Source organism: Rhizorhabdus dicambivorans (assembly GCF_002355275.1).
GTDB classification, from domain to species: Bacteria; Pseudomonadota; Alphaproteobacteria; order Sphingomonadales; family Sphingomonadaceae; genus Rhizorhabdus; species Rhizorhabdus dicambivorans.
This window is the reverse complement of the sequence record NZ_CP023449.1, coordinates 1,370,743-1,385,051: the sequence shown is the minus strand read 5'-3', so window position 1 is coordinate 1,385,051 and position 14,309 is coordinate 1,370,743. Positions and strand designations below refer to the sequence as shown.

The following is a 14,309-nucleotide window of genomic DNA, read 5'->3' as shown; positions in this document are numbered from 1 at the left end:
TGTTCGGATTTACCTGTCTGGCAAATGAACACGGCCGGTGCCTCCCCTGGCCAAGCCGCCCGTTGGAGTGGACCTTGCGGCGAACCGATGTCTTGACCCCGCCGACCCGCTGGGGGACAAGCACCGGATGCATTTCCTGAAGACCTTGTTCTGGGTGGTCCTGGCCGTGATCGCGGTGATCTTCTCGCTGCGCAACTGGGCGCCGGTGCCGGTCAACCTGTGGGCTGGGCTGACAGCCGATGTGAAGCTGCCGGTGCTGCTACTGGTCGGCATGCTGATCGGCTTCCTGCCGACCTACGCCATTCATCGCACCAAGCTGTGGCGGCTCCACCGCCGGATCGACAATCTGGAGCGCAATGCGCTGCAGAGCGCGCCTCCCGCTCCCGTGGTGGAACCCATCCTGCCCCAGGCGCCGGGGAACGCGGCATGACGCGCAGCCCGATCTATGTCGCGATCGACACGCCCGACATCACCCGCGCCAAGGAAATCGCCGCGCGCGTCCACCATCATGTCGGCGGGATCAAGCTCGGCCTCGAATTCTTCTCGGCCCACGGACAGGCCGGCGTTCGCGAGATGGCATCCATCGGCCTGCCCATCTTCCTCGACCTCAAGCTCCACGACATTCCCAACACCGTCGCCAAGGCCGTGCAGGCGCTTGCCGGGCTCCAGCCGGCGATCCTGACGATCCACGCTGCGGGCGGGCTCGCGATGATGGAGGATGCCAAGGCGGCGGCCCCGGCCGGCACGAAGGTTGTCGCCGTCACCGTGCTCACCAGCCTCGATGGCGAGGACCTGACCTCGATCGGTGTGGAGGGCGACCCCCATGCCCAGGTCAGCCGGCTCACCTTGCTTGCCAAACAGGCCGGGCTCGACGGCGTCGTCTGTTCCGCGCATGAGGTGAAGGCCGCCAAGAAGCTCTGGCCGCACGGCTTCTTCGTCGTCCCCGGTATCCGGCCCGCGACCGGGAACGGGACAGGCGACCAGAAACGGGTGATGACACCGCGCCAGGCGCTCGACCAGGGCGCGTCCATCCTCGTCATCGGCCGCCCGATCACCCAGGCCGAGGACCCCGATCAGGCCGCCCGCGCGATCGAGGCGACGCTCTGACCGACAGGGCGGTGAACGAGACCGGCATGCTGCTGCGCGATGGCGGCGGCTTCGTCCTCAAACGCGATCTGGGTGGCTTCTACCGGCTCGAACTGCACCGCACGCCCGTCGATCTCGTCGAGAAGCGCGTCCGCCTGATCGGCACGCTGACCGCGCCCGACCATGTCGAGGCGGACGGCGTCCAGCCCGCCTGACGCTCAGAAACTCGCGGTCAGCGCCAGCGACAGATAATGGGTGTCGCCGGTGCGCGGCGCGTTGGGCGCGCGCCTGAGGAAGCGGCCCTTGGCGATCCAGGCGGCGTTGGCCTCGGCGCGCAGCCGCGCGGGCAGCACCCACCAGCGCAGCCGCCCTTCCAGCTGCTGCCCGGCGAAGCTGCCCGAACGACCGCTGGGATCGCGCACCCCGCTGGTCGAGAAGGCATCGGTGCGCTCGGCCAGCCACATCGCCCGCCAGGCGACGAACGCGTCAAGGCGCTTGGTCGGCGCCACCTCCAGCCGGATGCCGGGGGTGCTGATATTGGCACGGCCGATCTGGGCATAGATGCCGGCGGGCGCCAGATCGGCGCGGCGCATCCCGAACAGCGTGTCGAAGCGCCCGAAGCCCGGGCCCCGCCCGTCGCCGCTCGCCCGGTCATATTCAATCGACAGCCGTGCCTTGAGCGGCCCGGGGAAGCTGTAACCGGCGTCCGCATGAATGAACCAGGCCGACACGTCGAGCCGTGCCGCCGCCGCCGCGAGCGAGGCACGGACATGGCCGAACTGGTAGAAGCCCTCCACCTCATAGTCGAAACTGCCGGTCGCGGGTTCGCGGATCAGCCGACCGCCGGCGGTGTGGAGATGACGGTTGCGCGTCGGGCGCCCAGCCTGGTCGCGCTCCGCGAGGCCGAAATAGCTGAGCTCGCCCATCGTCCGGCCGAACAGGCCCGGCCTCGCGATCAGCCCGCCCCACAGCTTGACGTTGAAATTCTCGCGGTCGAAGGCGCGGCGATTGTCGCGGATCGACGCGATGTCGTCCGGTCGGCGCTGCTGCGGCAGGACCAGGATCGCGGTGGCGGCGATCCCGCCCCGGCCGCGAAAGTCGATCCGCGCGCCGCTATAGCCGTTGGTGGTGTTGCGATAATCGTCGGCGGCGATCAGCCGGCGCGAACCGAGGTTGAGCATGAACCGGCCCAGCTGGATGTCGGCCGTCCCCCCGAGCGGCGGCAGCGCCACGCCCTGCGCCACGACATAGGCCTGCACCAGCTCCAGTATGTTGACCTCGCCGGTGCCGATCGCGCTGCCGGCATCGGCACCATAGGCACGGCTGTCGTACAGTTCGCCGCCGACGCGGAAACCATCGCCGCGATATTCGCCGAACAGCGTGGTTCGCACGCTGACGAGATCGTCCTTCGCGCCGAAGCCGGCCCGGGCCTGGCCGTCCAGGGCTTCGTAGCGCGCCCGGATCGAGCCGCTCAGCATGATGTCCGCTGGCAGATCGAGCGCGTCGCGCAGCAGGCCGCCCCGCTCCTGCGCCATGAGCGCCGAGAGGGGAAGGCCCGTCATCAGCCAGGCAGCGGCCCCCATCCGCACCGCCTTCGCTGCTATCCTGCGGCCGCGTCCGCCGCCCGACCCCGTCATGTCCCTATCCCTCATTCCCGGCCCCCAAATCTCTTCTGGCCCCCATATCGCAGCCTGCAAAGACGCTATGAGAGATTCTCTACTCAATCGATAGAATTTCTTTCTTCTCTTCCAAAGCAGTAGAGATAAATGTCACGCCACAGCTTCCCTGGGGAGGGGAGAGCGGGAGCCCACCCCGCTCTCCCCATTGGAGGGATCGGAACAGCACAAGAAAGGGGCTAATATGCGACATTTCCTTCTGGCCGGCGCGGCGATCGCCGCCCTTGCTACACCGGCTTTCGCGCAGGACGCGCAGCCGGCGGCAGACACCGCCGCCCAGGGCTTCGAAGCGGATTCGGTGCGCGCCACCGGCGAGATCATCGTCACCGCGCGCCGCCGTCAGGAAACCGCGCAGGAAGTGCCGCTCGCCATCTCGGTGGTCGGCGCCAACCAGATCGAGAGCACCGGCAACTTCAACATCCTGAAGCTCCAGCAGCTCGCCCCGACGCTGCAGGTCTATTCGTCGAACCCGCGCAACACCTCGGTCAACATCCGTGGCCTGGGCGTTCCGTTCGGCCTGACCAGCGACGGCTTTGAGCAGGGCGTCGGCATCTATGTGGATGATGTCTATAATTCGCGCGTCGCCGCCGCCGTGTTCGACTTTCTCGACGTCAACCAGGTCGAGGTGCTGCGCGGCCCGCAGGGCACGCTCTACGGCAAGAACACCACCGCCGGCGCCATCAACATCACCACCAACCAGCCGACCTTCGATTTCGAGGGCCGGGCGGAAGTGACCGCCGGCAACCTCAATTTCAAGCAGGCCAAGGTCGCGGTGTCGGGCCCGCTTTCGGACAAGGTCGCCGCGCGCATCGCCGCCGGCGTCACCTCGCGCCGCGGCACCCTCTACAATGTCAACAGCCAGCAATATGTGAACGAGCAGGACAATCTGGGCGTGCGCGGCACCCTGCTGTTCAAGCCCAGTGACGATCTCAGCATCACCCTGTCGGGTGACTACAGCAAGCAGGATCCCGAAGGCTACACCACCGTCTTCGTCCGCGTCGGCCGCACCCAGCGCCCGCTGAACCGCCAGTATGACGCGCTTGTCGCCGCCGCCAACGCCAATGGCCGCAACTATGCGGTGCCCAGCCGCAACCCCTATGACCGCCTTTCGGACACCGACGCGAACCTCAACGCCGGCAACAAGATCGGCGGCACCTCGCTGAAGGTGAACTGGGACGTCGGTCTGGGCAAGTTCACCTCGATCACCGCCTGGCGCTTCTGGGACTGGAAGCCAGAGAACGACCGCGACTTCACCGGCCTCTCGATCGTCTCCAAGTCGCAGAACCCCTCGCAGCAGGATCAGTACAGCCAGGAGTTCCGCTATAATTACGAAGGCGACCGGATCGATTTCGTCGTCGGCCTGTTCGGCTTCAAGCAGCGCATCGACACCCAGGGCACCGAGCAGCAGGGCATCGACGCCAGCCGCTGGAGCCTGAGCGGAACCCAGGCGGGCAACCCCGCGATCCTCAACGGGCTGACCGCCACCAACACCCAATATCTGAAGAGCACCAGCGCGGCGCTGTTCGGCCAGGCCGCCTGGAAGGTGACCGACCAGCTGACCATCCAGCCCGGCGTGCGCCTGAACTACGACAAGAAGAGCGGCTTCTACCAGCGCGTCGTCACCAACGGCGCGGGCGCGGTGATCAACTGCACCCCGGCGCCGGCCGCCGGCACCGATCTGGCGGCGCAGTGCGGCGTCTATCAGCCGCAGCTTACCCGCCCGTCGGCCAGCAAGTGGAACTTCAGCTACGACGTGAACGTGAACTACAAGTTCGCGCGGGGCATCCTCGGCTATGCCACCTATGCCAAGAGCTTCAAGACCCTCGGCATCAACCAGAACGGCCTGCCGCTGACCGCCGCGAACGTGCCCGATCTGTCGGCGAGCACGGTGAAGCCGGAATCGGTCCACCATTTCGAGCTGGGCCTCAAGACCCAGTTCTGGGATCGCCGGGCGACCTTCAACATCAGCGCCTTCCGCACCAGCATCAAGAACTTCCAGGCGACCGTGAACGGTGGGCAGTTCGGCACGGTGCGCGGCTATCTCGCCAATGCCGACAAGGTCCGCTCGCAGGGCATCGAGACCGATTTCCGGATCAACCCCAGCGATCGCTTCCTCGCCTATGTCAGCGGCGCCTATACCGACGCCAAGTACAAGAAGTTCACCAACGCGCCCTGCCCGCCCGAGCTTTCGGGTGGCACGCTCCAGGCCGCCAGCGCCACACCGGATTATTCGCAGCCGGGCGTCCCCGGCGCGCTCAGCCCGCGCCAGTGCGACATCTCGGGTCAGCGCCTGCCGGGTGTCTCGCGCTGGTCAGCCTCCTTCGGGGCCGAGGCCAACCTGCCGGTCACGCTGCTGGACAATGAAGGCCAGGCCTATTTCGGCGGCGACGGCAACTACCGCTCGCACTGGAACTCGAACGCCTCGCCGTCGGCCTATACCGAGATCCGGGGCTATGTGCTGACCAACTTCCGCGCCGGCTTCCGCACCGAGCGGTTCGACGTGTTCGGCTGGGTCCGCAACGCCTTCGACAAGAAATATATCGATCTGCTGCAGGTCGCCCCCGGCAATGTCGGCCTGATCGCCGGCAACCCCGGCGATCAGCGGACCTGGGGCGCCACCGTCAAGGCGAAGTTCTGACGGTTTCGCGGCCCGGCAACCCGCTTGCCATCCTTCCCGGCCGGCGCCAAAGGGTGCCGGCCGGGATTTTCATGGGACCTGTCAAATGTTTACCTTCTCGCTCCCGGAACTGACCTTCGAACATCTCCAGGCGCTGGCGCCCTTCATCGGGGTGGGCTTCGTGGCCCAGCTGGTCGATGGTGCGCTGGGCATGGCGTTCGGCGTCATCACCAACACGATGCTGGTCAGCATCATCGGCGTCGCCCCGGCGCGCGCCTCGGCCAGCGTCCATCTGGTGGAGACCTTCACCACCGCGGCCTCGGGGATCAGCCACATCTTCCACCGCAATGTCGACTGGAAGCTGTTCGCCCGGCTCGTCCTGCCCGGAATGGTGGGCGGCATCCTCGGCGCCTATCTGCTGTCGAACATCGACGGCTCGGTCGCGCGGCCGTTCGTGATGGCCTATCTGATCGGCATCGGCTTCTACCTGCTGTGGCGCGCCTGGCGGATGGATCATGGCGCCGAACACAAGCCCGCCCGCGTGATCGCGCCGCTCGGCCTGGTCGGCGGCTTCCTCGATGCGGCGGGCGGCGGCGGCTGGGGGCCGGTGGTCACGTCCAACCTGCTCGTCCAGGGCACCGAGCCGCGCAAGACGATCGGCACGGTCAACACCGCCGAATTCTTCCTCACCTTCACCATCTCGCTCACCTTCGTCTTCACCCTGGGGATCGAGGCGTTCACGATTGCGGCGGTGGGGCTGATCATCGGCGGCCTACTCGCCGCCCCGCTCGGCGCGCTGCTGGTGCGCCGCATCCCGGCGAAGCGGCTGCTGACGATGGTCGGCATCGTCCTGGTGGCCACCAGCCTGTTCAGCCTGTGGAAGGCGCTGTCCTGACGGTGATTGCCGAAACCATGGCCGGGTCGTAAGCCACGGCCATGTCCGCCACCTCCCGCCAAGCCACCCGCCTCGGTATCGCAATGGGGCTCGGCGCCTATACCTTGTGGGGGCTGCTGCCGCTGCTGATCCGGCTGCAGCGCCCGCTCACGGCGGCGGGCATATTGGCGCACCGGATCGTCTGGTCGCTGCTCGTGCTGATCGCGCTGGCCTTCGTGCTGAAGCGCTGGCCCGCCGTCCGCGCCGCGCTCGCCCGTCCGCGCCTCGCACTCGCGCTCTGCGCCTCGACGCTCGTGGTCGGCGGCAACTGGCTGCTCTACGTCCATGCGGTCAACAGCGGCCAGGTGATGGAGGCCAGCCTCGGCTACTATATCAACCCGCTGGTCAACGTGCTGCTCGGCGTGGTCGTCCTGCGCGAACGGCTCGGCCGGCCGGAAATCGTCGCGGTGCTGCTCGCCGCCGCCGGCGTCACCGCGCTCGCCGTCCATCAGGGCGCCATCCCCTATATCCCGCTCGGCCTGGCGTTCAGCTTCGGCCTCTATGGGCTGATCCGCAAGCTGATCGGCATGGGCCCGGTGGAGGGACTGCTGATCGAGACCGGGCTGATGGCGCCCGTCGCGCTGCTCTGGCTGGCGACGCAGCCGATCCTGCCGCCGGGGGTGGCGGGGCCGCCGCTGTGGCTGCTGATGCTGGCCGGCGCGGTCACCATCGCCCCGCTGCTGCTGTTCGCGGGCGCCGCGAACCGCATCCGCTATTCGGAGCTGGGCCTGCTCCAATATATCGGCCCCACCATCCAGATGCTGCTGGCGGTCTTCCTGTTTGGGGAACGGCTGCTGCCGATCCACCTCATCACCTTCGGCCTGATCTGGAGCGGCCTGGCGCTCTATGTCGCCGCCACCTGGCATCGCGGCCGGGTAACGCCGACGATGCCGGAGTAGCGATCGGGCCTTCAGCGATCGGCCATTCCGTTCAGACCGAGTCGAAAATGGTGGTTTTCCGTGACCCGGAGCGCAGCGTACTTACTGTACGTGAGCACCGGAAGCGCGGGAAACCCCGCCATTTGCAGACCGGTATGGACGGAATGGATCAGAGGGTCAGCTTGCCGCGCACCAGATCCGAATAGTCCTTCTGGATCTGGCGGGTCATCTCGCCCACCTGGAAGCTCCAGGGCCCGGCCGAACCCACCGGCACGATCTCGGCGGCGGAGCCGGTCAGGAAGAACTGCTCGAAGCCCTCCAGCTCCTCGGGCCAGATCGCCCGCTCGATCACCTCGATGCCGCGCCTGCGCGCCAGCTTGATCACGGTCTGGCGGGTGATGCCGTTCAGGAAGCAGTCGGGGGTCGGGGTATGGATCACCCCGTCCTTGATGAAGAAGGCGTTGGCGCCGGTCGCCTCGGCCACCTGGCCGCGATAATCGAACATCAGCGCGTCCTGGAAGCCACGGGCCTCGGCATGATGCTTGGACATGGTCGCGATCATGTAGAGGCCGGCCGCCTTGGCCTGCACCGGCGCGGTGAACGGCGCGGGGCGGCGCCACGGCGCGATGTCCAGCTTCAGCCCGCCCGCGCCGGGGTCGAGATAGGTGCCCCAATACCAGCAGGCGATCGCCATGTGCGGCTTGGTCTTCTGCGCGGAAACGCCCATCTGCTCCGAACCGCGCCACGCCACCGGGCGCACATAGGCGTCCTTCAGGTCGTTCGCCTTCAGCGTCTCGTAGCAGGCGGCCGTGATCTGCTCGATCGACCAGGGCAGGTCGAAGCCCAGCATCGCCGCGCTCTCGCGCAGGCGGCGGCTGTGCCAGTCGGCCTCGAAGATATGGCCGTCATAGGCGCGCACGCCCTCGAACACCGAAGAAGCATAGTGCAGCGCATGGGTGAGGACATGGACGTTCGCCTCGCGCCACGGCACGAGCTTGCCGTCGAGCCAGATGAAGCCGTCGCGATCGTCGTAGGTAGGTTCCTCAGCCATTTCACTCTATCCTGCATCAGCGCATGATTCTTTCGTTGCGTCCGATTAAGGCTGCAGGCAAATTACGTCAACATGGCTGTCCAAAATTCTCCCGATACCTTCCGCGCCGCGTCCCCGCTGTTCCTGCGTGAGCCGGAGATACGGCGCGGCGTCGAACTGCTCTATTTCGGCTATAGCCACATGCTGCGCGGCATCGACGAGGGGCTGGCGAAACAGGGCCTCGGCCGCGCCCATCATCGCTCGCTCTACTTCATCGCCCGCAACCCGGATATCACGGTGAGCGAGCTGCTGCGCATCCTGGCCATCACCAAGCAGTCGCTGGGCCGCGTGCTCAACGAGCTGACCGAACGCGGCCTGATCGAAACCCGCATGGGCCGCGAGGACCGCCGCCAGCGCCTGCTCCGCGTCACCGAATCCGGCGCCGAACTGGAAGCCTCGATCTTCGAGGCGCTGCGCGAGGCGATGTCGGCCGCCTATGCCCAGGCCGGCCAGAACGCCGTCACCGGCTTCTGGGCGGTGCTGGAGGGCCTCGTCCCCCCCGACGAGAAACCCCGCATGCCCCATGCACGGAAGCCGGGCTGAACCTCTCCGACACGTCAAGGGGCCGACACCGCATGAGCATCACCACCGCCTATGACTTCACCGCACGCGCGATCGACGGCACCGAAGTCCCGCTCGACAGCTATCGCGGCAAGGTGCTGCTGATCGTCAACACCGCCAGCAAATGCGGCTTCACCCCGCAATATGAAGGGCTGGAGATGCTGCACGAGCAGCTGGGCGACAAGGGCCTCGTCATCCTCGGCTTCCCCTGCAACCAGTTCGGCCAGCAGGAACCCGGCGACGAGGCCGAGATCGACCGGTTCTGCCGCCTCACCTACGACGTCCGGTTCCCGATGTTCGCGAAGATCGACGTCAACGGTCCCAACGCCCACCCGCTCTACGGCTGGCTGAAGAGCAACGCCAAGGGCATCCTCGGCACCGAGGGCATCAAGTGGAACTTCACCAAATTCCTGATCGACCGCACCGGCCGCATCTTCTCCCGCTACGCCCCGACGACGAAGCCGGAGGCGATACGCGGCGAGATCGAGGAACTGCTGGAAGCGGCATAGGGACGAGCGCGGCCCGACGCCCTCAGACGGTTCGGATGGTCCCGCCGTCGATGACGAACTCGGCGCCGTGGATCGCGCCGGCCCGGTCGGAGGCGAGATAGGCGATAAGGTCGGCCACCTCTTCAGGCTCGGCTCCGCGCCCGATCGATATCCCGCCCAGGGCATCGAGCACGGACTGGCGCGCGTCCTCGATCGTGCCGCCATTGGCTGCCCGGAGCATTTCGAGAAAGTCTCCGGCGGCCCCCGTCATGATCCAGCCGGGCGAGACCGAATTGACCCGTATCCCCTTGGGGCCGAGTTCTTTCGAAATCGACTTGCTGTAGGTTCTCAGCGCGGCCTTCGCGGCGGCATAGCCGGTCGTGGATTCGGGCAGCGGCAGGACGGACTGGATGGAGGTGACGTGCACCACGATGCCTTCGCCCCGCTCGAGCATCTGCGGTATCAACAGGCGATCGAGCCGGACGGTGGCCAGCAGGTTGAGGTTCAGCTCGGCGAGCCAGTGGTCGTCCGTCAGCGCGGCGAAGCCACCCGCCGGCGACGCCGAGCCACCGATGACATGGGCAAGGATGTCGATGCGGCCCAGCCGCTCGAGCGCCGCCCTGGCCAGCGCTTCGCCGCCCTCCGCGGTCGTCAGGTCCGCCTCGACATATTCGACGCCCTCGATCGCATCCCTGATCGCGCGGGCCGCCGTTACGACACGCGCTCCACCGGCGAGGAAGCGCTCGACCGTGGCGCGGCCCAGCCCCTTGGTGCCGCCGCTGACCAGCACGCGCTTGCCGGCGAACTCGATCGGATCTGCCTTGATGCTCATATCGTTACCTCCAGCGTCCTGATCGCGCCGTGCTCCAGCGTGAAGCGATAGGTGAAACGGAGCGGACTGCCCGGAAAGGCGCCATGGGCGGGACCTTCGACCACGAGATCGCCATCGTCTTCTCGCGCGGCATCGGGCGTGAAGATCGCCCTTACCGGGATCACTTCCTCCTCGAACAGATGGCGGATCGCCGCCTGCCCCTCGAAACGCTTGCCATTGTCGATGAAGACGGCGTCGCCCAGAAAGGGCTTCAACATGCCGTCGATGTCGAGGCGGGCGTTCGCCTCGACAAAGTCGGCGATCGGCTTGGGTAGGTCGATTGACATTTTTCATCTCCTCGGGGGTGACGAGGATGATTTAGCGATGGACCTTTCGCCTGATAATCGAGACAAAACGGCATAGGGTGTTACGAAATCCGGGATAATGATGCGCCATTCACTGCTTGAGCTGGAGGCGGTTCTCGCCATCGTTCGATGCGGCTCGTTCCGGGCGGCGGCGCTCGATCTCGGCATGTCGACCACGGCCATCAGCAACGCGGTGGGCAAGCTGGAGCGGGAGCTTGCCGTGCGCCTGTTCAACCGCACCACGCGCAGCGTCTCGCTCACCTATGCGGGGCGGATCTTCGTGGCACAGATCAGGCCGGCGCTGGAGGACATCCAGAAAGCGATGAACACCGCGCGCTCCCAGCAGGAGATGCCGTCCGGCACCTTGCGCATCAATGCCTTCACGACGGCAGCGCGCGAGATCATGGCGCCGCTCGTCCTGGCCTATCTGCAGCGCTATCCGCAGGTTCATATCGATCTCGTCACCGAGGGGCGGCTGGTGGACGTCGTCGCGGCGGGCTTCGATCTCGGGGTGCGCAGCGCGGATCTGGTGCCCAGCGACGCGATCGCCCTGCCGCTGGGCCAGACGCGGCGCATGGCGGTCGCCGCATCCCCCGGTTTTTTCGAAAGCCGGGCCATCCCGCAGGTGCCCCAGGAGCTGCTCGCCCATCCCTGCGTCCGCGTGAGGCTTCCCAATGGCGCATTGTTCCGATGGCGGTTCGAGAAGGGCGGCGAGGAACTGCAGCTCGATGTGGAGGGGCCGATCACCCTTGACGAGGCGTCCCTGGCGCGGATCGCGGTGACCAACGGCGTCGGTATCGGCTATTTCATGGAAACCGATGTCCGAGAGGACATCGCGGCGGGCCGGCTCGTCCGCATTCTCGAAGACTGGACGCCGCCGCTCGCGCCGCTGTGCCTCTATTATTCCAACCGGCGCAATTCCTCCGCCGCCTTCCGCACCTTCATCGCGCTCGCGCGCGACTTCGCCGCCGGACGGCTCGCACCGCCTTGAGCCTGCTGTTGCGCCTCCGCGCAGCACGCCGAAGTTGCGCCGCCGGGCCTTTCGGCGACGCGAGGATTGGCGCCCGCCAGTGAACTCCGCCCAGCGACCACCCGATCGACCGCACCGCCCGCATCTTCTCCCGCTAGCCTCGACGACCAAGCCGGAGGCGATACGCGGAGAGCCCGAGGAACCGCTGGAAGCAGCGTAGGGATCGAGCGCCCCGCCCTCTCCCCACCCCGTCACCCCGGGCCACCCCCGTCACGCCGAACCCACCTCGCCACCGAACCCACCTCGTCATCCGAACCCACCTCGTCATCCCGGACCTGATCCGGGATCCCGCTTCTTTCAAGGAAGGGTATCGGGAGTGGATGACGCAGCGAAGGGAACTCGCCGCCTTCGGATTTGCCCGTACCGAAGCATGTGCAACAAACCAGTCCGGATGAATCCCCGATTGCGGCCATCCCGGTTTCATCCATAATGGCCCAGCCAGATCGGGGGAGCGATCATGAAGATGTACCTGGCCGCAATGCTGATCTCGGTTTCGACCGCCGCGAGCGCCGATACATTGCATCTCGTCTGCCTCGGCGCGGGCGCAGCGAACCGGCAGTCGTCCACGAGCGCCTATGGCTTCGACAGCAACGGCAATTCTGCATGGGCGAACGCGCTCAGCGATCGATCGGTCGGGTTCGACGATCAGGTGGATGTCGAAATCAACGAAGGCGGCGCCAGCAGGATCAGGCTGCCCCGCGCCATGCTCCCCCGCCTGCGCGGCGGCAAGGACGGCTGGTTCGAACTGGCCGATGTGAAGTTCAGCGACATGTCGATCACCGGCACGGCCCAGGTGAACTTCATCAATTCGCCCAAGGTCCATCTCGATCGCAGGACAGGCCACATCTCGATCAACGGCAAGGCCGGCGACTTCTCGGGCGAGTGCAGGAAGTTCGATCCCGCGAAGGTCGAGCGGGCTTTCTGATTGGATAGACACCACAACTGAGTGAATGAAGCAGCTTGCGTGGTCCCGCTATGCTCGGACCATGAAGCTGGAAGCGTTGCAGGCAAGATCGAGACGTGATGAAACAGCGGCTGCTTAGCGCCCTAGTTGCGGTCGTTCGGAGTTGACGTTGCCGATCCTGAGAGTGGACTTTCAGTCATCTGCTGGGTCTAATCGGTTCATCGATCCGATCCATCAAGCGTCGGGACTAAACGCCTGGTTGGCACGCACCAGTAGGGACGACTAGACGCCAGTTATGTCCGTTACGTCATCGTCGGGGATGCCGCAGCCCTTCGCGATCTGCTTGCAGTTTTTCAGCGCCTTACCAGCGGAAACTAGCCTGCACTTCTTGCCGCGTGCTACTGCCACCGCTTCGAAGTGCTCGAAAAGCGGAAGCCCGCCGAGTATACCGGAACCGTGCTGCTCCTGTAGGAGCGTGGCTGACTGATTATTGGCGACAGTGGTTGGGACGTACTTCCTCGGCTGGATCGCGGTGAACGCGGCCCACAGATGAGGATAAAGGTCCTTCAGCTCGTTCGACACCGATCGCATTATGAGCATTTCACCACTTTGGATCGCGCTGATTACCCGGTTCTTCGCCGAGTTTGACGTTGTCGTGAGCGCTTCCTTTATCCCGTGTAGGTCGATGACCCACTTAGGCGTAACCGCGCTAGAGGAAGCCGCCGCCATTCGCTAGGCAGCCCCAAAAAGCTGATCTTGATAGATAGGCTTAAGCCCGCTCAGGCGATAAATGTCGATCTCATCCAGCTGTTCTGTAACCCGTGCGCGCTTGAGCAAACCCAAAAGCCGCGTGCCATACTGCGTGCGCTTGTCACGCAAAGGGTCAGGTGTTCCTCCGCTACTCTTCTCGCCCTGATCGCCAGAAGGTACGAAGTTACGGTTGCCGAACTTGGCTTTCCACGCCTTGTAGTCGTCGCGAGCCAAGAAGTCAGTTTGAACCAAGCGGACGTAGGTCGCCTCCTGACTGATCCCCAACTTCTTCGCAAACAATCGGATGAAATCATCATCAGGGATAGGCGTGTATCGAAAGCGGGTAAGTGCCGCTTTGATTAGGCGTTTGGGCGCGAGTAAGCAGGCAGCAAAGCGGTTACAGAAACGCTCAACCCGATTTCGGATGATAGAGGGGTTGGATGCGCCTTCCTTGCGGAGGAGGACGTGCCCAAACTCGTGAGCAAGCGTGAATAGCTTGCGAGCCTTGCTGCTGTTTGTCGTGTTGATGACGATTGTGTGAGGGCCATCATCAATGTGGACGTACAGGCCAGCCGCTTCGTCGGTTTTGAAGGGACGGTGGAGAACAAGGACGCCAAGACTCTCGATGAACGAGCGCAGGCTGACGTACAGCTTGTTGGCGTCCTGCCACTCTAATTGCTGGTCATCTGTAATGCCCCAACGAGCACGCCACTTCGCAGCGAGGTTGATCGCTTCTTCATCCGAGTAGACTTTAGGCTTTATCTGCTCGACAGTTTCATCAAGCCCAACGTCAAGGTCAAGCGCAGACAGGGTGCTGGACAGCTTCTCAACATAGCCAATGGCTTGGAGCGTACCCTTCTCGAACTCGGCGAGTTTGGGGCTGGCGGCTCGGAAGTCAACGGAGGGGAACAGCGGCAGTTCGCGCTCGGTGAAAAACGCGTGCATCGGCACGGCCAATTCATCCGCAATGGATGTAATTTCCTCGTCGTCTAACTCGCCGCCGTCGTCCACGACCTGCTGTAGCTTGGACTGAGACACCCCACTGCGTGACGCGAGGGTAGCCAGATTGAGGCCGCGTGCCCTAAGGACATTAGAGAGGGCACCAGCAGGGATCTTCAC

General features: G+C 65.3%; 16 protein-coding genes. 10 read left to right on the top strand and 6 right to left on the bottom strand.

Features of this window, described 5'->3' with window-relative positions:
• Nucleotides 1-127: 127 nt before the first annotated feature.
• The 3 genes from CMV14_RS06600 to CMV14_RS06590 are packed head-to-tail and all read left to right on the top strand — an operon-like array spanning nucleotide 128 to nucleotide 1,301.
• Nucleotides 128-430, top strand: coding sequence for a LapA family protein (locus CMV14_RS06600; protein WP_066960870.1), 303 nt, complete (start codon nucleotides 128-130; stop codon nucleotides 428-430).
• Nucleotides 427-1,107, top strand: a complete 681-nt coding sequence (gene pyrF, locus CMV14_RS06595) for an orotidine-5'-phosphate decarboxylase (RefSeq protein WP_066960873.1) — start codon at nucleotides 427-429, stop codon at nucleotides 1,105-1,107. Before CMV14_RS06600 ends, pyrF begins: the two co-directional genes overlap by 4 nt.
• A 26-nt stretch (nucleotides 1,108-1,133) precedes the next feature.
• Nucleotides 1,134-1,301, top strand: coding sequence for a DUF5818 domain-containing protein (locus CMV14_RS06590; RefSeq protein WP_238147284.1), 168 nt, complete (start codon nucleotides 1,134-1,136; stop codon nucleotides 1,299-1,301).
• Between the two features lie 3 nt (nucleotides 1,302-1,304).
• On the opposite strand, the gene CMV14_RS06585 is transcribed toward CMV14_RS06590, so the two are convergent.
• A complete protein-coding gene (locus CMV14_RS06585; protein WP_238147212.1) occupies nucleotides 1,305-2,723 on the bottom strand; it encodes an alginate export family protein in 1,419 nt (472 codons plus the stop codon).
• A gap of 223 nt (nucleotides 2,724-2,946) precedes the next feature.
• Between CMV14_RS06585 and CMV14_RS06580 the strand changes: the two genes are divergently transcribed.
• The 3 genes from CMV14_RS06580 (at nucleotide 2,947) to rarD (ending at nucleotide 7,212) form a co-directional block, all read left to right on the top strand.
• Nucleotides 2,947-5,400 carry a TonB-dependent receptor gene (locus CMV14_RS06580; RefSeq protein WP_066960880.1) on the top strand — a complete coding sequence of 818 codons (2,454 nt, stop codon included), beginning with the start codon at nucleotides 2,947-2,949 and terminating at the stop codon, nucleotides 5,398-5,400.
• Between the two features lie 85 nt (nucleotides 5,401-5,485).
• On the top strand, nucleotides 5,486-6,274 hold the full coding sequence (locus CMV14_RS06575; protein WP_066960882.1) for a sulfite exporter TauE/SafE family protein: 789 nt from the start codon (nucleotides 5,486-5,488) through the stop codon (nucleotides 6,272-6,274).
• 41 nt (nucleotides 6,275-6,315) lie between these two features.
• On the top strand, nucleotides 6,316-7,212 hold the full coding sequence (gene rarD, locus CMV14_RS06570; RefSeq protein ID WP_066960884.1) for an EamA family transporter RarD: 897 nt from the start codon (nucleotides 6,316-6,318) through the stop codon (nucleotides 7,210-7,212).
• Between the two features lie 148 nt (nucleotides 7,213-7,360).
• Here rarD and CMV14_RS06565 read toward each other — a convergent pair whose 3' ends face one another.
• Nucleotides 7,361-8,242: a branched-chain amino acid aminotransferase gene (locus CMV14_RS06565; RefSeq protein ID WP_066960887.1), complete on the bottom strand. Its 882-nt coding sequence runs from the start codon at nucleotides 8,240-8,242 to the stop codon at nucleotides 7,361-7,363.
• Nucleotides 8,243-8,314: 72 nt separating this feature from the next.
• Here CMV14_RS06565 and CMV14_RS06560 point away from each other — a divergent pair, with 72 nt between their 5' ends.
• Nucleotides 8,315-8,824: a MarR family winged helix-turn-helix transcriptional regulator gene (locus CMV14_RS06560; RefSeq protein ID WP_066960890.1), complete on the top strand. Its 510-nt coding sequence runs from the start codon at nucleotides 8,315-8,317 to the stop codon at nucleotides 8,822-8,824.
• A gap of 38 nt (nucleotides 8,825-8,862) precedes the next feature.
• Nucleotides 8,863-9,351: a glutathione peroxidase gene (locus CMV14_RS06555; RefSeq protein WP_066961071.1), complete on the top strand. Its 489-nt coding sequence runs from the start codon at nucleotides 8,863-8,865 to the stop codon at nucleotides 9,349-9,351.
• A gap of 22 nt (nucleotides 9,352-9,373) precedes the next feature.
• On the opposite strand, the gene CMV14_RS06550 is transcribed toward CMV14_RS06555, so the two are convergent.
• Nucleotides 9,374-10,162: an SDR family oxidoreductase gene (locus tag CMV14_RS06550; protein ID WP_066960893.1), complete on the bottom strand. Its 789-nt coding sequence runs from the start codon at nucleotides 10,160-10,162 to the stop codon at nucleotides 9,374-9,376.
• A complete protein-coding gene (locus tag CMV14_RS06545) occupies nucleotides 10,159-10,488 on the bottom strand; it encodes a Cif family virulence factor (protein WP_066960895.1) in 330 nt (109 codons plus the stop codon). The genes CMV14_RS06550 and CMV14_RS06545 overlap by 4 nt, the downstream gene beginning before the upstream one ends.
• A 97-nt stretch (nucleotides 10,489-10,585) precedes the next feature.
• Between CMV14_RS06545 and CMV14_RS06540 the strand changes: the two genes are divergently transcribed.
• Together CMV14_RS06540 and CMV14_RS06535 are read left to right on the top strand one after the other, a co-directional pair.
• On the top strand, nucleotides 10,586-11,497 hold the full coding sequence (locus tag CMV14_RS06540; RefSeq protein WP_066960899.1) for a LysR family transcriptional regulator: 912 nt from the start codon (nucleotides 10,586-10,588) through the stop codon (nucleotides 11,495-11,497).
• A gap of 496 nt (nucleotides 11,498-11,993) precedes the next feature.
• Nucleotides 11,994-12,461, top strand: a complete 468-nt coding sequence (locus CMV14_RS06535) for a hypothetical protein (RefSeq protein ID WP_066960901.1) — start codon at nucleotides 11,994-11,996, stop codon at nucleotides 12,459-12,461.
• A gap of 261 nt (nucleotides 12,462-12,722) precedes the next feature.
• Here CMV14_RS06535 and CMV14_RS06530 read toward each other — a convergent pair whose 3' ends face one another.
• Both CMV14_RS06530 and CMV14_RS06525 read right to left on the bottom strand, forming a co-directional pair.
• Nucleotides 12,723-13,169, bottom strand: a complete 447-nt coding sequence (locus CMV14_RS06530; protein ID WP_066960904.1) for a hypothetical protein — start codon at nucleotides 13,167-13,169, stop codon at nucleotides 12,723-12,725.
• A gap of 3 nt (nucleotides 13,170-13,172) precedes the next feature.
• Nucleotides 13,173-14,201 (bottom strand): ImmA/IrrE family metallo-endopeptidase, encoded by a 1,029-nt coding sequence (locus tag CMV14_RS06525; RefSeq protein WP_139114687.1) that lies wholly within the window; start codon nucleotides 14,199-14,201, stop codon nucleotides 13,173-13,175.
• Nucleotides 14,202-14,309 lie beyond the last annotated feature (108 nt).